Raw genomic sequence first — 16268 nt, 5'->3', positions numbered from 1 at the left:
ACCGCAGAAGTTCAGCCATATGGTAGGCGCCACGGCCGCGGACCTGGGATTTCGGGACGCCGCTCGGTCTACGCCACGGGCCCTGCGCTCTTCGCCGGCTCCGGCGTCCCCGACGCCGTCTCCCGCCCGCCGGTCCTGAGGACGCCCGCGCCGAGCACCAGCCCCAGGGCGAGCAGCGTGACCAGTCCGAAGGAGAGGACCAGGGAGGTCGCGTCGGCGATGCCTCCGATCGCCGAGGGGGCGATGAGACCCGAGGTGTACGTGATGGTGGCGACCCCCGCGATGGCCTGGCTCGGGTTCGGGCCGCTGCGCCCGGCCGCCGCGAAGGCCAGCGGGACGACGACCGCGATCCCGAGTCCGATCAGACCGAATCCGGCCATCGCGACGGCGGCGTGCGGGGCGAGGACCACCAGGACCCCGCCGAGCGTGGCGACGGCGCCCCCGACCCGTACCGTACGAACGGCCCCGAAGCGGTCCACCACGCGGTCGCCGGCGAGCCGTGCCACCGCCATCGTCAGCGCGAAGGCGGTGGTGGACGCGGCCGCGAGCCCCGCCGAGCTGCTCAGTTCGTCCCTGAGGTAGACCGCCGACCAGTCGAGGCTGGCGCCCTCGGCGAACACCCCGCAGAAGCCGATGGCGCCGATGATCAGCGCGGACCTCGGCGGCAGCGAGAAGCGCGGCGGCGGCTCCTCCTCCGGGGTGCTGCGGACGTCGAGCACGCCCTGGCAGAAGACCAGGCCGAGCGCGGTGAGCACCAGGGCGGCGGTCAGGTGGTGCAGCCGGGCGTCGCCGCCGAGGTGGGCGGCGACCGTGCCGGCGGCGGAGCCGAGCAGGGCGCCGACGCTCCACATGCCGTGCAGGCTCGACATGATGGACCTGCCGAGCCGGTTCTCGGTCTCGACGCCGAGCGCGTTCATCGCCACGTCCGACATGCCGGCGGTCGCCCCGTACACGAGGAGTGCTCCGCACAGGCCCCAGATGTTCGGGGCGAGCGAGGGCAGGGTGAGCGAGAGGGTCCACAGGGCGAGCAGGCCGCGCAGCGCCGTGCGGGCGCCGAAGCGGTGCGAGACGGCCCCGGCGAGCGGCATCGCGAGGGAGGCGCCGAGCGCGGGGAAGGCGAGGGCGAGGCCGAGCTGCCCGGCGCCGACGCCCGCGTGCTCCTGGATCCAGGGGATCCGGGTCGCGAAGCTGCCGGTGACGGCGCCGTGGACGCAGAAGACGGCGGCGACGGCGAAGCGCGCGCGCCGGAGGCGTTCGGTGCTGGTGACGGTCTCCGCCGCCATGGGCCCTCCCGGTGCTCGTAGGTGCTCGTGGTGTGTGCCGCGTAAACTATCAGGAACCCTGCCTGATAAATAGACCGCGGAGAGAGCCCAGCTCCTCGCACGTCTGAGAGGATCGCCGCATGGCCGCATCCCCGAGCACCGCACGAGCCATCAACGACCGGTTCGCCCTGCGACTGCTCCAGGACGAAGGCCCGTTGACGGCCGCTCAGCTCAAGACGCTCACCGGACTCTCCCGCCCGACCGTCGCCGACCTCGTCGAGCGGCTCCAGGGCTCCGGACTCGTCCACGTCGTCGGCGAGGCCGGAGCCGAGCGCCGCGGCCCCAACGCCAAGCTGTACGGGATCGTCGCCGACCGCGCCCACCTCGCCGCCCTCGACGTCCGCACCCGCTCCGTCTCCGTCACCGTCGCCGACCTGCTCGGCACCACGCTCGCCGAGGCGTCCGTCCCCGTCGGCGACGAGAGCGGCACGGGACCCGCGGTCGAGAAGGCGGTCGCCCTCCTGGAGCGCACCGTGAAGGAGGCCGGCGCCGACCGGCTGCACAGCGTCGCCGTCGGCGCGCCCGGGCTCATCGACCCCGCCACCGGCGAACTGCGCGACTCCTCGGGGCTGCCCGCCTGGCACCGCCGGCTCGTCGGCGTCCTCCAGGAACGGCTGCCCGCCCACGTCCTCGTCGAGAACGAGACCAACCTCGCCGCCGTCGCCGAGCTCCGCGAGGGCGCGGCCAGCGACCGCGAGGACTTCGTCCTGCTCTGGCTCGGCCAGGGCGTCGGCGCCGCCGTCGTCCTCGACGGGCGCCTGCGCCGGGGAGCCTCCGGCGGCGCGGGGGAGATCGGCTTCCTGCCCGTTCCCGGCACCTCGGGGCTCCCCTCGGCCACCGGCTGCGACGGCGGCTTCCACGAACTGGCCTGCACGGCCGCCGTCGAGGCCCTCGCCGCCGACCACGGCCTCGCCCCGGCCGACGCGCTCGCCTCCGGGCACGGGCTTTTTCTCGACGCCCTCGCCCGCCGTCTCGCCGTCGGCGCGGCCGCCGTCGTCTCCGTCCTCGACCCCGGCTGCGTGGTCCTCGCCGGAGAGACCGGCCACCAGGGCGGCGCCGGCCTCGCCGCCCGCGTGGAGGCCGAACTCGCGGCCCTCTCCCCCCTCCGCACGGAGGTCCGCGCCACCACCCTCGGCGACGCGGCGGTCCTCCGCGGCGCCCTGCTCCGCGCCCGTGACGCGGCCCAGGACGAGCTGTTCCCGTAGGTCCGGGCGGCGAGGCGCCGGGCGAGGAGGTCCCCGAACCGGCTCAAGCGGCGAACCGCCGCGCGAGGAACTCCTCGAACGTCACCCGGCCCACCGCGCGGTCCGGCGCCAGGTGTCCGCCGCGCCGCAGCGCCCGGTAGACCCGGCCCGGCAGCGGCACCTCCACCAGCCGGCGCCCCCGTCCGCTCGCCCGCAGGTAGGCGCGGGCCAGCTCGTCGAAGGTGCGGATCTCGGGGCCGCCCATGTCCTCCACCCGGCCCGCCGGCGGCCCCGCGGCCAGTTCGGCGAGGCGGGCGGCCGCCTCCGTCACCTCCAGCGGCTGGTCCCGGACCTCCTTCGGCAGGAGCATCACCGGGGGCTTGGCGAGGCCCTGCAGCAGCTGGAGGATCAGGTCGTGGAACTGGGTGGCCCGCAGCAGGGTCCACGGGACACCGGACTGCTGGATCATGCGTTCCACCGCGTACTTGGTCCGGTAGTAGCCGAGCGGCACCCGGTCGACGCCGACGATCGAGATGTACAGCAGGTGCGGCACCCCGGCCCGCCGCGAGGCCTCGACGAGGAGGCGGGCGGCCTCCCTGTCGCCGCGCAGGATGTTGCTGCAGTGGACGACCGCGTCGACCCCGTCGACCGCCCGGTCGAGAAGCGGTCCGCCTTTGCGGAGGTCGACGGCGTACGGCGGGGAGTGCCGGCTGAGCACCCGCACCTCGTGGCCGTCCGCGCGCAGCCGCTCGCAGACGGGACGGCCGAGCGTTCCCGTGCCGCCGGTCACCAGGATCGTGCTCATCTCTCCAGACTGACCGCACGGGAGCGCGAACGCGACCGCGCCGCGCCCCGGACAGGGGGGCGCGGCGCGGAGGGGGCCCGGCGGGGGCAAGGGCCGTGAGTGTCCGCCGCCGGGGGTTTCAGCGGGGGTGCGTCAGCAGGTGCCGAGGTCCTTCCAGACGCCCCAGTCGCCGGTCGTGCCCGGCTCCTCGTTCTGGGTCCACCACTGGGCCTTCCACTGGTGGCCCTTGTGGGAGACCGTGGTGCCCGCGGTGTAGACCTGGCCGGCCACGTACGCCGGGGCGGTGCAGCCCGTGGTGGGCGGCGTCGTCGGAGGCGTGGTCGGGGGAGTCGTCGGCGGGGTGGTGGGCGGCGTGGTCGGGGGCGTGGTCGGCGGGGTGGTGGTGCCCGGCTCCACGACCGTCGTGCCGCGCGCCAGGTCACCGGCGAGGGCGTACGTCGTGCCGTTGATGTTCACCGTCCAGTTGGAGGGGGTGGACACCGGCAGGTAGTAGTTGAAGGCCAGGTCGACCGTCGCGCCCGGGGCCAGCGACTGCCAGGCCGGGAGCTTCAGGGAGACGCGGTGGAAGTCGCCCTTCAGACCGCCCACGTTGGAGCCCGTGTGGTCGCTGCTGATGACCTTCGTGCCGAAGCCGGACTGGTCGGAGGCGTTGTTCGGGGCCGAGGTGCCGTAGTCGAACTGGAACTCCGTGCCGCCGGGCAGCGTCGTCGCCGTGTTGTTGGTGATCTTGATCTTCGGCGTGATCGGGTAGTTCGAGTCGCCCAGCTTGAACTCGGTGAACTGGGTGTCGATCTTCACGGCCTGGGTCGGCAGCGCCTTGCCGGCCTTCTTCGCGCCGTACGGGGTGGCCGCCTTGAACTTGTCGTACATCAGCGAGGTGAGCGTGGAACCCATCTCGTACTGGCCCTTGCCGGCGTTCCAGGCGTAGTCGCCGGCCATCTCCCAGACCATGGTGCCGCCGATGCCGCGGTCGACCACGTAGTCGGCCTTCGCGGCCACGGACTGCTCGTCCTCGGTGGAGAGGAAGACCTTCTTGTCGGCGTTCCACAGCCACGGCGCGACCAGGGTCGCGTCGTACTTGCGGGCGTACGTGCCGGTCAGCGTGGTGTTCGCGGGGAAGCCGTACTGGGTGACGTAGTCGCCGACGATCCCCTTCTCCAGGTTCTTGGCGTGCCACATCGGGTTGGAGCCGGCGGGCGACTCGACACCGTTGGTGTCCTTGTCGTGCCAGAGGTTGTCGATGCCGGTGGCGCCGTCGCCGCACTTGGTCAGGCCGGCGCCGGCCGGGCAGGTGGTCGTGGCGGCCTTGCCCCACAGGCCGTCGGTGCCGCCCTGCACGTTCTTGAAGCCCCGGGTGTAGTAGGGCAGGCCGATGTTGATGCGGCCGGCCGGCATGGAGCCGCGGAAGTAGTGGTACGCCCAGTCGGTGTTGAGGTAGCCGATGGAGCCGTACTGCGAGGAGCCGTAGACGTTCGCGGCGGCGAGCTCGGCGTCCTTGCCGTCGTCGAAGAGCGAGGCGTTGGGGCCGACGTACTCGTTCCAGGCGCCGTGCAGGTCGTAGGACATGATGTTGACGTAGTCCAGGTACTTCTGCATCTGGAACGTCTCCATGCCGCGCAGGAGGTAGCCGGAGGACGGGGCGGCGACGGTCAGCAGGTAGTGCCTGCCGTCGGCGGCACCGGCCGTGTCCAGCTTCTCGCGCAGGGACTTCATGAGGGCCGCGTAGCCCTGCACGAGTCCGGCGCGGCGCGCGTTGGAGATCTGCCAGTCGAGCGGGTTGCCCGAGTCCTTCATCGTGGTCGGGTACTCGTAGTCGATGTCGACGCCGTTGAACCCGTACTTGCGGATGAAGTCGACGGCCGAGTTCGCGAAGGTGTCGATCCCGGCCTGGTTGACCGAACCGTCGGCGTTCGTGGCCATCGAGTAGAAGCCGCCGGAGGAGACCCGGTCGCCGTTGTCGGCGAAGTAGCCGCCGGTCTCCGCCCAGCCGCCGACCGAGATCAGCGTCTTGACGTTCGGGTGCTGCTTCTTGAACTTGTTGAGCAGGTTGAAGTGGCCCTTGTACGGGTACGCGGGGTCCATCTCCGCGCCGGCGACACCGGGCCAGGTCATCCCGGTGGCCGCGTTGTCCGGGCCGTCCGTGCCCACGGAGAGCTTGTTGTCGCCGCCGATGTGGCCGAAGGCGTAGTTGATGTGGGTGATCTTGTCCCACGGGATGTCCTTGGCCAGGTACGCGGGCTGGCCGTTCTTGCCGGTGCGCCAGCCGGTGAAGTAGCCGATGACCCGGCGCTGGTGGTCCGCGCCCATCTTCTCGCGGCCCTCGGTGTCGTAGACCGAGCAGTACGGGACGTCGACGCCCGGGGTCTTGTAGAGCCCGTCGGGGCGACAGGACTCGTTGTCGGCCGCGTACGAGACGCCGCCGGAGAGCGAGCTGAGCAGCAGCCCGGCGGCGGCCGCGCCGGACGCGAACAGCGAGGCTCTCTTGGTCGTGGGGGACAGCACGATCGGTCCTCCTGGGGAGGTCGGAGAAAACACGCAACGAACAGGGGGGTGGTACGTGTTGGGCCCGTGGAGTGCGCACACCGACGGACCGTCACCTCGGAGGTGACACGGAGATTAAGAGGACTAGACCAGTGCGTCAATAGGTCTGGACCAAAGACGCCACGTGTGGGAATCTGTGAGTCAGCCCACAGGGCCCGGGCCTGGTGATCCACGCCGGTCGTGGCACACTGGCCCTGTATCAGCAGCAGCGCACTCCGGGGTCGGTGTAATTCCGAACCGGCGGTATAGTCCGCGACCCGTCCGCAAGCCAGCGGCCGGTTGACCAGGTGAGATTCCTGGACCGACGGTGAAAGTCCGGATGGGAGGCAGTGCGCGGCGGGCGACCCCCACCAGGGGTGTGCCGGCCGTACGTCCGCTGGTGGCCGCGTTCCGTCGGCGCACCCGTGGACCTCCGGCCGTACCGGCACACCCGTGCGTAGCGTCGTACCCGCTCTCTGTCGTCATCGACAGGCCCCGGAGTCCGTGCCCGAAGAGGCAGGAGGACCCGGTGGCCCAGCAGGCCGACATCACCGCCATGCGACGCGCCGTCGAGCTCGCCGCACGCGGTCTCGGCGCCACCAGCCCCAACCCGGTCGTCGGCTGCGTCATCACCGACGCCTCCGGCCACCCGGTCGGCGAAGGCTTCCACCAGCGCGCCGGCGGCCCCCACGCCGAGGTCCACGCCCTGCGCGCGGCCGGCGTCCTGGCCCGCGGCGGCACCGCGTACGTCACCCTCGAACCCTGCAACCACACCGGCCGCACCGGCCCCTGCGCCCAGGCCCTGATCGAGGCCGGCGTCAGCCGCGTCGTGTACGCCGTCGCCGACCCGAACCCGCAGGCCACCGGCGGTGCCGACACGCTCCGCGCCGCCGGGATCGAGGTCGAGCAGGGCCTCCTGGAGGACGAGGCCGAGGCCGGCAACATCGCCTGGCTCACCTCCGTCCGCCGCGGCCGCCCCTTCGTCCGCTGGAAGTACGCCGCCACCCTCGACGGCCGGATCGCCGCCGCCGACGGCACCTCCCGCTGGATCAGCTCCGCCGAGTCCCGCGCCGACGTCCACCGGCTGCGCGCCGAGGCCGACGCCGTCGTCGTCGGCTCCGGCACCGCCCGCGCCGACGACCCCCACCTGGCCGTCCGGGGCGTCGACGGCGCCGTCCAGCCGCTGCGGGTCGTCGTCGACACCGAGGCCACCGCCGTCAAGCCCGGCGCCCGGGTCCTCGACGACGCCGGCCCCACCCTGATCGCGATCGCCGAGGACGCCGAGACCACCCTCACGGACGTCGTACGGCTCCCCAGGGCCGAGCGCGGCCTCGCCGTCCCCGCCCTCCTGGACGCCCTGCACGCGCGCGGTGTCCGCTCCGTACTCCTCGAAGGCGGCCCCACCCTCGCGGGCGCCTTCCTCGCCGAGGGCGCCGTCGACCAGGTCGTCGGCTACCTCGCCCCGGTCCTCCTCGGCGCGGGCCCCGCCGCCCTCGCCGACGCCGGAATCACCACCCTCACCGAAGCGTTGCGGCTCGACATCACCGAGACCGCGCACATCGGATCCGACATCCGCATCACCGCCACCCTCAAGGGAGCCTGACCGTGTTCACCGGAATCGTCGAAGAACTGGGAGAGGTCGTCGCCGTCGAGCAGCTGGAGGACGCCTCCCGCTTCCGGCTGCGCGGCCCCCTGGTCACGGAAGGCGCCCAGCACGGCGACTCCATCGCCGTCAACGGTGTCTGTCTCACGGTCGTCGAGCACGGCGACGGCGAGTTCACCGCCGACGTCATGGCCGAGACCCTCAAGCGGTCCAGCCTCGGCGCCCTCGCCGTCGGATCCCGCGTCAACCTGGAGCGGCCCATGGCCGTCGGCGGCCGCCTCGGCGGTCACATCGTCCAGGGCCACGTCGACGGCACCGGCACCATCCTGGAGCGGACCCCGTCCGAGCACTGGGAACTCGTCAAGGTCGGCCTGCCCGCCCACCTCTCCCGGTACGTCGTCGAGAAGGGCTCGATCACGGTCGACGGCGTCAGCCTCACCGTCGTCGAGGTCGCCGACGACTGGTTCACCATCAGCCTCATCCCGACCACCCTCGACCTGACCACGCTCGGCATCAAGCAGTCCGGCGACCCGGTCAACCTCGAAGTGGACGTCATCGCCAAGTACGTCGAGCGGCTGCTCGGCACCGACGCCAAGGAGAACGAGAAGTGAACTGGCTCAACTCCGAGGCGTTCAGCGTCTTCGGCCAGCACATCATGTGGTCCGACATGATCGGCAACACGATCGGTCTGATCGCCCTGGCCCTCGGCTGGCGCCGCTCCATCCTCACCTGGCCCGCCCAGCTGCTCTCCGGCGTCATCCTCGTCGGCGCCTACGCCACCGCCCACCTCTCCGGCGGGGTCGGCAAGCAGCTCCTCGTCATCGGCGTCGCCGCCTGGGGCTGGTGGCAGTGGAACCGCGGCAAGCAGCAGGCCCAGGACGGCTCCATCGCCGTCCGCTTCGCCACCTGGAAGGAGCGCGGACTGCTCCTCGCCGGCGCTGCCCTCGGCACCCTCGCCGTCGGCGGGCTCTTCACCCTCTACCCGTCGCTCTCCTGGAGCCCCTGGGCCGACGCGTACATCTTCGTCGGCACCCTCGTCGCGATGATCGCCCAGGCCCGCGGCCTCGTCGAGTTCTGGTTCGCCTGGCTCCTCGTCGACCTCGTCGGCGTCCCGCTCGCCTTCAACAGCGGCCTCGCCTTCTCCGGCCTCGTCTACGTCGTCTACTTCGCCCTCGTCATCTGGGGCATGCGCGACTGGTGGCTCCGGACCCGCACGACCCCCGCCCTGGAAGGAGTCACGGCATGAGCGCGCTTCCGATGTGGGACGCCACCGACCTCGCCCTCGACCCCGTCGAGCAGGCCATCCGCGACATCGCCGCCGGCCGCCCCGTCGTCGTCGTCGACGACGAGGACCGCGAGAACGAGGGCGACCTCGTCATCGCCGCCGAGAAGGCCACGCCCGAGATCGTCGCCTTCATGATGAGCGAGTGCCGCGGCCTCATCTGCGCCCCCATGGAGGACGAGGAGCTGCAGCGCCTCGAACTCCCGCAGATGGTCGAGCACAACACCGAGTCGATGCGCACGGCCTTCACCGTCTCCGTGGACGCGTCCCCCGCCCACGGCGTCACCACCGGCATCTCCGCCGCCGACCGCGCCACCACCCTGCGGATGCTGGCCTCCGGCAGCCACGAGCCGTCCGACTTCGTCCGCCCCGGCCACATCTTCCCGCTGCGGGCCAAGCCCGGCGGCGTCCTCGTCCGCAACGGACACACCGAGGCCGCCGTCGACCTCGCCCGCCTCGCGGGCCTCCGCCCGGCCGGCGCGATCGTCGAGATCGCCGGCGAGGACGGCGTGATGCTGCGCCTGCCCGAACTGGTCCCCTTCGCCCGCAAGCACGGTCTGACGATCATCTCCATCGAGGACCTGATCGCCTACCGCCGCTCCGCCGAGCCGACCGTCCGCCGCGAGGCCGAGGTCCAGCTCCCCACCGCGCACGGCGAGTTCACCGCGTACGGCTACCGCTCCACCGTCGACGGCGTCGAGCACGTCGCCCTCGTCCACGGCGAGATCGGCGACGGCGAGGACGTCCTCGTCCGCGTCCACTCCGAGTGCCTGACCGGCGACATCTTCCAGTCGCAGCGCTGCGACTGCGGCCCCCAGCTCCAGGCCTCCATGGACCGGATCACCGAGGCCGGCCGCGGCGTCGTCGTCTACCTGCGCGGCCACGAGGGCCGAGGCATCGGCCTGCTGTCCAAGCTGCGCGCGTACGAGCTCCAGGAGCAGGGCCGCGACACCCTCGACGCCAACCTGGAACTCGGACTGCCCGCCGACGCCCGCGACTACGCGGCCGGCGCGCAGATCCTCGGCGACCTCGGCGTCCGCAGCCTGCGCCTGATGACCAACAACCCCGACAAGATCGCCGCCCTCACCCGGCACGGCCTGCGCGTCGAGGGCCGGGAGCCCATGCCGGTCAAGGCCGGCGAGCACAACCTCCGTTACCTGCGCACCAAGCGGGACCGGATGGGGCACGACCTGCCCTGGCTGGACGGCTCCCAGGCCTCCACCTGCGGCAACCAGTAACCACGTACGTACGACATCGGTAAATCGATCAATCGGCAAGTCGGCTAGGAGAGACATGAGCGGCAAGGGCGCACCCGTCCTCAGCGTGAAGAACTGCGGCGACCTCCGGGTGGCGGTCATCGCGGCGCAGTGGCACGAGAAGATCATGGACGGCCTCGTCGACGGCGCCCTGCGCGCCCTCAGCGAGCTCGGCATCGACGAGCCGACGCTGCTCCGCGTCCCCGGCAGCTTCGAGCTCCCGGTCGTGGCCAAGGTCCTCGCCGGGCGCGGCTACGATGCCATCGTGGCGCTCGGCGTCGTCATCCGCGGCGGAACGCCGCACTTCGAGTACGTGTGCCAGGGCGTCACCCACGGCCTCACCCAGGTCTCGATCGACACCGGCGTACCCGTCGGATTCGGTGTCCTCACCGTCGACAACGAGGAGCAGGCGCTCGACCGGGCCGGCCTCGAGGGATCCTCCGAGGACAAGGGCCACGAGGCCGTCACCGCAGCCGTCGCCACCGCCACCACGCTGCGCACGGTCAGCGAACCCTGGCGCTGATGACGCGACCCTTACCCCGTACTCTTAGGACCATCATGGCGAACAAAACCTTCGAAGAGCTCTTCGCCGAGCTCAAGCTCAAGGCAGAGACCGGTGACCCGGCCACCTCCCGCACCGCGGAACTGGTGGGCAAGGGCGTCCATGCCATCGGCAAGAAGGTCGTCGAGGAGGCCGCCGAGGTCTGGATGGCCGCCGAGTACGAGGGCAAGGAAGCGGCCGCCGAGGAGATCTCGCAGCTGCTGTACCACGTCCAGGTGATGATGGTCGCCCGCGGGATCTCGCTCGACGACGTCTACGCCCATCTCTGATCACGAACCTCCGAGCACGAATCTCCGAGCACGACTTTCTGAGCACACGCGTCACCCCCTCCCCGAATTCCCAGGCAAAGGAAGCTCACCCCATGCTGCGCATCGCCGTCCCCAACAAGGGTTCCCTCTCAGGACCTGCGTCGGCAATGCTCCATGAGGCCGGCTACCGCCAGCGCAAAGAGTCCAAGGAGCTCGTGGTCATCGACCCCGACAACGAGGTCGAGTTCTTCTACCTGCGGCCGAAGGACATCGCGATCTACGTCGCCTCGGGGAAGCTGGACATCGGCATCACCGGCCGTGACCTGCTCCTGGACTCCGGAGCCAGCGCCGAGGAGATCCTCCCGCTGAACTTCGGCCGGTCCACCTTCCGCTACGCCACCCGCCCGGGCACCGCGAACGGCCCCGAGGACTTCGGCGGCATGACGATCGCCACCTCCTACGAGGGCATCGTCGCCAAGCACCTCGCCGACCAGGGCATCGACGCCTCCGTCGTCCACCTGGACGGCGCGGTCGAGACCGCGATCCAGCTGGGCGTCGCCCAGGTCATCGCGGACGTCGTGGAGACCGGCACCAGCCTGCGCAACGCTGGCCTGGAGGTCATCGGCGAGCCGATCCTGACCTCCGAGGCCGTCGTCATCCGCCGCCACGGCGCCTCCGACGACCACCCGCAGGTGCAGCAGTTCATGCGCCGCCTCCAGGGCGTCCTGGTGGCCCGCTCGTACGTGATGATGGACTACGACTGCCGGGCCGAGCACCTGGAGCAGGCCGTCGCCCTCACCCCGGGCCTGGAGTCGCCGACCGTCTCCCCGCTGCACAACGAGGGCTGGGTCGCCGTCCGCGCGATGGTCCCCGCCAAGGAGGCGCAGCGGATCATGGACGACCTGTACGAGATCGGCGCCCGCGCCATCCTCACCACCGCCATCCACGCCTGCCGCCTCTGACGGCCGTCCTGCCCGCACTGTCCCACCAGGCACCGAGGAACCTCCGATGTCGCAGTCCACGACGCCCGCCCTCCCGGTCACCTTCCGTCCCGGGCGCACCCGGGCCGTCCTGCTGACCATGAGCGTCGCGATGTTCGTGGTCATCACCGGCGTCGCGATGATGCTGGAGCGGCTCGGACCGGGGGAGCGCGCCAGCTTCGTCTTCACCGCCGTGCTGCTGTCCGGGGTCCTCGTCCTGCTGAGCCGGCCCAAGGTCGTCGCCGACGACGAGGGCGTGACGGTCGTCAACATCACCAGGACCCGGCGGCTCGCCTGGGCGGAGATCCTCAAGGTCAACCTCCGCCCCGGCGACCCCTGGGTCTTCCTCGACCTGAGCGACGGCACCAGCCTGCCGGTGCTCGGCATCCAGCCGGGCATCGCCAAGGAGTCGGCGATCCGCGACGCCCGCGCCCTGCGGGCCCTCGCGGACAGCCACGGGACGGGCGCCGAGCAGGCCTGAACCCTGGTTCGTCCCCCATCCGGGGGCCGACCCCCTGCCCCTCGGGGCATCCACATGACTACTCTGGAGACGGTGGTGCCGAGCGGCGCCACCGTCTCGCGTGTGCAGGGCCGCAGCCGCGGCCCGCGAGACCACCCTTCGACCCGAGGAGTGACTCCCTCCAGCAATGGACGGATCGTCCGGTAGTACCTGCGCCGCCCCCTCCCCGGAGGCGGCGGCATGATCGTCTCCCTTCTGCTGCTCTTCGCGGCCTTCCTCCTGATCCTCGCCAACGGCTTCTTCGTGGCCGCCGAGTTCGGTCTCGTGACCGTCGAGCGCGCCGAGGCCGAGCGAGCCGCGGCCGCCGGCGACCGGCGCGCCCGCACCGTCGTCACCGCCCTGCGCGAGCTGTCCTTCCAGCTCTCCGGCACCCAGCTCGGCATCACGATCACCTCGCTGGTCGTCGGCATGCTCGCCGAGCCCGCGCTCGCCGGACTGCTGCACGGGCCGCTCACCGCGATTGGACTGCCCGAAGGGGCCGTCTCCGGGATCTCGGTGGTGATCGGCATGCTGCTCGCCTCCGCCGTCCAGATGGTGGTCGGCGAGCTCGTCCCGAAGAACTGGGCGGTCTCCCGGCCGCTCCAGGTCGCCCGCTTCGTCGCCACCCCGCAGCGCCGCTTCTCGGCCCTCTTCCGGCCGGTGATCTCGCTGCTCAACCGGGTCGCCAACCGGCTGGTACGGCTCCTGGGCGTCGAGCCCACCGAGGAGCTGGACTCGGTCCGCACCCCGGGCGAGCTCGTCTCGCTGGCCCGGCACTCCGCCGAGGCCGGCGCCCTCGAACAGGACACCGCGGACCTCTTCGTACGGACTTTGAGCCTCGGCGGTCTCACCGCCGAGCAGGTCATGACGCCGCGCGTGAAGGTGAGCGCCCTCCAGTGGGACGCCACCGCGGCCGACGTCCTCAACCTCACCCGGGCCACCGGCCTCTCGCGCTTCCCGGTCTACCGCGACCGGATCGACGAGATCGTCGGCATGGTCCACCTCAAGGACGCGCTCGCCGTCGCCCCGCACGCCCGCCTGCGCACGCCCGTCGGACGGATCGCGGTCCCGCCGCTGCTCGTCCCCGAGACGCTGCCCGCCCAGACGCTCCTGGAGCGGCTGCGCCGGGAGCAGCCGATCGCGGTGGTCGTCGACGAGTACGGCGGCACGGCCGGGGTCGTCACCCTGGAGGACATCGTGGAGGAGCTCGTCGGCGAGGTCCGCGACGAGCACGACACGGCCGCCGACGGGAGGCCCGAGCTGGCCGCGGCGCCCGCCGAGGACGGCCGTCCCGCCTGGGAGGCCGACGGCTCCTGCCGGGTGCACACCCTGCGCCGGATAGGCCTCGACGTGCCCGACGGGCCGTACGAGACCGTCGCCGGGCTCGTCGCCGACCTCCTCGGGCGCATCCCGGCCCCGGGAGACCGCGCCGAGCTCCCCGGCTGGCGCCTCTCGGTCCGCCAGGTCGACCGCTACCGCGCCGAGCGGGTGCGGATCGTCCGGACGGCACCCGAGCAGGACGAGGCGTCGGCCTCGGGTCACGACCCGGTCGCGGTGGTTTCCGCCCCGGCGGCCGACCCGGTGCCCGTCCCCGCGGAGGCCGGCCGATGAGCACGCTGCAACTCCTCTTCGCCGTCCTCCTGGTCCTCGCCAACGGCTTCTTCGTCGGCGCCGAGTTCGCCCTCGTCTCCGTCCGGCGCAGCCAGATCGAGCCGCTCGGGGGTGCCAGGGCCAAGCAGGTCCTGTACGGCCTGGAGAACCTGCCGCAGATGATGGCCGCCGCCCAGTTCGGCATCACCGTCTGCTCCCTGACGCTCGGCGCCGTCGCCGAGCCGACCGTCGCCCAGCTCCTCGAACCGGTCTTCCACTCGATCGGCGTCCCGGAGGGGCTGATCCATCCGCTGGGCTACGTCATCGCCCTCGCCGCGGTCGTCTTCCTCCACCTCGTCATCGGCGAGATGGTCCCGAAGAACCTGGCGATGGCCGACCCCGAGCGCACCGCCCTCTGGCTCGCCCCCGGTCTGGTCGGCTTCGAGCGGCTCTGCCGGCCGGTCACGGCCGCGCTCGGGGCCTGCGCCCGGCTGGTCCTGCGGGCGTTCAAGGTGGAGCCGAAGGACGAGGTGGAGGCGGTCTTCACCAGCACCCAGCTCGGCCGCCTCGTGGAGGACGCGGGCCAGGCGGGTCTGCTCGACCCGGTCGAGCAGGAGCGCCTGGAGGACGCGCTCGAACTGGGCAGCCGCCCGGTGACGGACGTCCTCATCGCCCCCGCCTCCCTCGTCACGGTCCCGCCGTCGGTCACCCCGCGCGAGATCGAGGAGCTGACCGTACGGACCGGGTACTCCCGTTTCCCGGTCCGCGCCGAGGGCCGGGCGACCTTCATGGGCTTCGTGCACGTGAAGGACGTCCTGGACCTGGAGGAGCGGGAGCGGGCGGTGCCGCAGCGGCTGTGGCGCCCGATGGCGACGCTCCGCGCGGAGCTGCCGCTCGACGACGCCCTCACCGTGATGCGCCGCGCCGCCACCCACCTGGCCCAGGTCGCGGACGGCCAGGGCCGGGTCCTGGGCCTGGTCGCCCTGGAGGACGTCCTGGAGATGCTGGTCGGCGAGGTCCGCGACCCCGCCCACCGGGTCCAGCCGCCGTCCGGCCCGGCTCCGGCCGCCGTCCCGGCTCGGGGCTAGCATCCGGCAGGCCCGTGACGTCCGCCGTCGAGGCAGGACGTCACGGGCCCGCGGAACGCCGAACGGCCCTGCGACTAGCCTGGGAGCATGGGCGGCGGCGGTCTGACCGGACTGTTCCTCTGCGGAGATGTGATGCTCGGCCGGGGAATCGACCAGATCCTTCCCCATCCCCTGGATCCCGCCCTGACCGAGTGGTACGTACGGGACGCCCGTGACTACGTGGCCCTCGCCGAGGCGCGCTCCGGGCCCGTGCCCCGGCCGGTCGCCCCCACCTATCCCTGGGGCGAGGCGCTCCGACTGATCGACGAGGCCGGGCCGGACGCCCGCGTGGTCAATCTGGAGACCGCCGTCACCCACCACGACGTGCCTGCGCCCGGCAAGGCCGTCCACTACCGCATGTCGCCGGCCGATCTGCCCGCGCTCACCGCCGTCCACCCCGATGTGGTCGTCCTCGCCAACAACCACGTCCTCGACTACGGGCGGCGCGGCCTTGACGACACCCTCGACGCCCTCGCCGACGCCGGGCTGCGCACCGCGGGCGCGGGGCGGGACGCCGAGGAGGCCATCCGGCCCGCGGTGGTGCCGCTGCCGGGCGGACGCCGACTGCTCGTCCACGCGCTCGGCCTGGCGTCGAGCGGGGTGCCCCGCGCATGGGCCGCCACCGATCGCGGGGGAGGGGTGCACTACGCCGAGGGGCCGTACGACGGAGCCGCGACCCGGCTGGCCGACCGGCTGCGTACGGACCGGCGCCCCGGAGACCTGGTCGTCGTCTCGGTCCACTGGGGTTCCAACTGGGGCTACGCCCCGGACCGCGCCCAGGTCGCGTTCGGGCACGCCCTCGTCGACGCGGGCGCCGACATCGTGCACGGGCACTCCTCGCACCACCCGCGGCCCATGGAGGCGTACGGGGGCAGGCTCGTGCTGCACGGGTGCGGCGACCTCGTCAACGACTACGAAGGGATCACCGGCCAGGAGCAGTACCGCGACGACCTGCGCCTGCTGTACTTCGTCACCGTCCACGACGAGGACGGCACCCTGGCGGAGGTCCGGCTCGTGCCGCTGCGCAGCCGACGGCTGCGGCTGGAACGGGTCCCACGGCAGGACGCGCGATGGCTCCATGACGTGCTCGGCCGGATCAGCCGCCCCTTCGGCATGCGGATCGACTCCGCGCCCGAGGGAGAGGACGACGGCCCGGCCCTGACGGCCCGGCCCCTGCGGGGGCCCGGGACGGCCTCTAGGAGCTGTTCGAGGTTCGGATCATGTGGCTGCGGTGATGTGTTTCAGCCACATGATCGATCCTCGAAGGTGAAGTCCTGCCGCGTAGCTCTC

Annotated in this window: 15 protein-coding genes and 1 riboswitch; of the genes, 12 read left to right on the top strand and 3 right to left on the bottom strand. The window is 72.2% G+C overall.

Annotated elements, in window-relative coordinates; translation table 11 throughout:
- Positions 1–68 precede the first annotated feature (68 nt).
- Entirely contained in the window at positions 69–1283 is a 1215-nt protein-coding gene (locus ACFYX3_RS39475) for an MFS transporter (protein ID WP_376590811.1), read from the bottom strand.
- Positions 1284–1402: 119 nt separating this feature from the next.
- Between ACFYX3_RS39475 and ACFYX3_RS39470 the strand changes: the two genes are divergently transcribed.
- Positions 1403–2527 (top strand): ROK family transcriptional regulator, encoded by a 1125-nt coding sequence (locus tag ACFYX3_RS39470; RefSeq protein ID WP_389024643.1) that lies wholly within the window; start codon positions 1403–1405, stop codon positions 2525–2527.
- Positions 2528–2570: 43 nt separating this feature from the next.
- Here the strand turns inward: ACFYX3_RS39470 and ACFYX3_RS39465 are convergent, their stop codons facing one another.
- Together ACFYX3_RS39465 and ACFYX3_RS39460 are read right to left on the bottom strand one after the other, a co-directional pair.
- A complete protein-coding gene (locus ACFYX3_RS39465; protein WP_389024641.1) occupies positions 2571–3311 on the bottom strand; it encodes an SDR family oxidoreductase in 741 nt (246 codons plus the stop codon).
- A 132-nt stretch (positions 3312–3443) separates the two neighbouring features.
- On the bottom strand, positions 3444–5813 hold the full coding sequence (locus ACFYX3_RS39460) for a chitinase C-terminal domain-containing protein (protein WP_389024639.1): 2370 nt from the start codon (positions 5811–5813) through the stop codon (positions 3444–3446).
- A gap of 245 nt (positions 5814–6058) precedes the next feature.
- Positions 6059–6189: riboswitch (FMN riboswitch) on the top strand.
- 171 nt (positions 6190–6360) lie between these two features.
- Between ACFYX3_RS39460 and ribD the strand changes: the two genes are divergently transcribed.
- The 11 genes from ribD to ACFYX3_RS39405 form a co-directional block, all read left to right on the top strand.
- Positions 6361–7434 (top strand): bifunctional diaminohydroxyphosphoribosylaminopyrimidine deaminase/5-amino-6-(5-phosphoribosylamino)uracil reductase RibD, encoded by a 1074-nt coding sequence (ribD, locus tag ACFYX3_RS39455; RefSeq protein ID WP_389024637.1) that lies wholly within the window; start codon positions 6361–6363, stop codon positions 7432–7434.
- Positions 7435–7436: 2 nt separating this feature from the next.
- Positions 7437–8045 (top strand): riboflavin synthase, encoded by a 609-nt coding sequence (locus ACFYX3_RS39450; protein WP_359511843.1) that lies wholly within the window; start codon positions 7437–7439, stop codon positions 8043–8045.
- Positions 8046–8089: 44 nt separating this feature from the next.
- Entirely contained in the window at positions 8090–8680 is a 591-nt protein-coding gene (locus tag ACFYX3_RS39445) for a nicotinamide mononucleotide transporter family protein (RefSeq protein WP_116165633.1), read from the top strand.
- The gene (locus tag ACFYX3_RS39440) at positions 8677–9954 is read left to right on the top strand and encodes a bifunctional 3,4-dihydroxy-2-butanone-4-phosphate synthase/GTP cyclohydrolase II (RefSeq protein ID WP_389024634.1); all 1278 of its coding nucleotides are present in this window, start codon (positions 8677–8679) and stop codon (positions 9952–9954) included. Before ACFYX3_RS39445 ends, ACFYX3_RS39440 begins: the two co-directional genes overlap by 4 nt.
- Before the next feature lie 55 nt (positions 9955–10009).
- Positions 10010–10495, top strand: coding sequence for a 6,7-dimethyl-8-ribityllumazine synthase (gene ribH / locus ACFYX3_RS39435; protein WP_024760819.1), 486 nt, complete (start codon positions 10010–10012; stop codon positions 10493–10495).
- A gap of 35 nt (positions 10496–10530) precedes the next feature.
- Positions 10531–10803 (top strand): phosphoribosyl-ATP diphosphatase, encoded by a 273-nt coding sequence (locus tag ACFYX3_RS39430; RefSeq protein ID WP_116162050.1) that lies wholly within the window; start codon positions 10531–10533, stop codon positions 10801–10803.
- A 92-nt stretch (positions 10804–10895) separates the two neighbouring features.
- Entirely contained in the window at positions 10896–11744 is an 849-nt protein-coding gene (gene hisG / locus ACFYX3_RS39425) for an ATP phosphoribosyltransferase (RefSeq protein WP_030691289.1), read from the top strand.
- A 46-nt stretch (positions 11745–11790) separates the two neighbouring features.
- The gene (locus ACFYX3_RS39420) at positions 11791–12243 is read left to right on the top strand and encodes a PH domain-containing protein (RefSeq protein ID WP_359511851.1); all 453 of its coding nucleotides are present in this window, start codon (positions 11791–11793) and stop codon (positions 12241–12243) included.
- Positions 12244–12462: 219 nt separating this feature from the next.
- Positions 12463–13872 carry a hemolysin family protein gene (locus ACFYX3_RS39415; RefSeq protein WP_389024630.1) on the top strand — a complete coding sequence of 470 codons (1410 nt, stop codon included), beginning with the start codon at positions 12463–12465 and terminating at the stop codon, positions 13870–13872.
- Positions 13869–14939: a hemolysin family protein gene (locus ACFYX3_RS39410; protein ID WP_376590794.1), complete on the top strand. Its 1071-nt coding sequence runs from the start codon at positions 13869–13871 to the stop codon at positions 14937–14939. Before ACFYX3_RS39415 ends, ACFYX3_RS39410 begins: the two co-directional genes overlap by 4 nt.
- 87 nt (positions 14940–15026) lie before the next feature.
- Positions 15027–16268 (top strand): CapA family protein (locus ACFYX3_RS39405; RefSeq protein ID WP_389024628.1); only part of this gene is annotated, 1242 nt, incomplete at its 3' end.

The organism is Streptomyces sp. NPDC002463 (assembly GCF_042889835.1).
GTDB classification, from domain to species: domain Bacteria; phylum Actinomycetota; class Actinomycetes; order Streptomycetales; family Streptomycetaceae; genus Streptomyces; species Streptomyces nymphaeiformis.
Note: the sequence above shows the minus strand (reverse complement) of the source record. Positions and strands in the feature narration are given on the sequence as shown.

Excerpts from the sequence above, each read along its gene's own strand:
- ACFYX3_RS39475 (WP_376590811.1), bottom strand. The coding sequence starts at position 1,283 with ATGGCGGCGGAGACCGTCACCAGCACCGAACGCCTCCGGCGCGCGCGC.
- ACFYX3_RS39470 (WP_389024643.1), top strand. The coding sequence starts at position 1,403 with ATGGCCGCATCCCCGAGCACCGCACGAGCCATCAACGACCGGTTCGCC.
- ACFYX3_RS39465 (WP_389024641.1), bottom strand. The coding sequence starts at position 3,311 with ATGAGCACGATCCTGGTGACCGGCGGCACGGGAACGCTCGGCCGTCCC.
- ACFYX3_RS39445 (WP_116165633.1), top strand. The coding sequence starts at position 8,090 with ATGTGGTCCGACATGATCGGCAACACGATCGGTCTGATCGCCCTGGCC.
- ACFYX3_RS39440 (WP_389024634.1), top strand. The coding sequence starts at position 8,677 with ATGAGCGCGCTTCCGATGTGGGACGCCACCGACCTCGCCCTCGACCCC.
- ribH (WP_024760819.1), top strand. The coding sequence starts at position 10,010 with ATGAGCGGCAAGGGCGCACCCGTCCTCAGCGTGAAGAACTGCGGCGAC.
- ACFYX3_RS39430 (WP_116162050.1), top strand. The coding sequence starts at position 10,531 with ATGGCGAACAAAACCTTCGAAGAGCTCTTCGCCGAGCTCAAGCTCAAG.
- hisG (WP_030691289.1), top strand. The coding sequence starts at position 10,896 with ATGCTGCGCATCGCCGTCCCCAACAAGGGTTCCCTCTCAGGACCTGCG.
- ACFYX3_RS39420 (WP_359511851.1), top strand. The coding sequence starts at position 11,791 with ATGTCGCAGTCCACGACGCCCGCCCTCCCGGTCACCTTCCGTCCCGGG.
- ACFYX3_RS39415 (WP_389024630.1), top strand. The coding sequence starts at position 12,463 with ATGATCGTCTCCCTTCTGCTGCTCTTCGCGGCCTTCCTCCTGATCCTC.
- ACFYX3_RS39410 (WP_376590794.1), top strand. The coding sequence starts at position 13,869 with ATGAGCACGCTGCAACTCCTCTTCGCCGTCCTCCTGGTCCTCGCCAAC.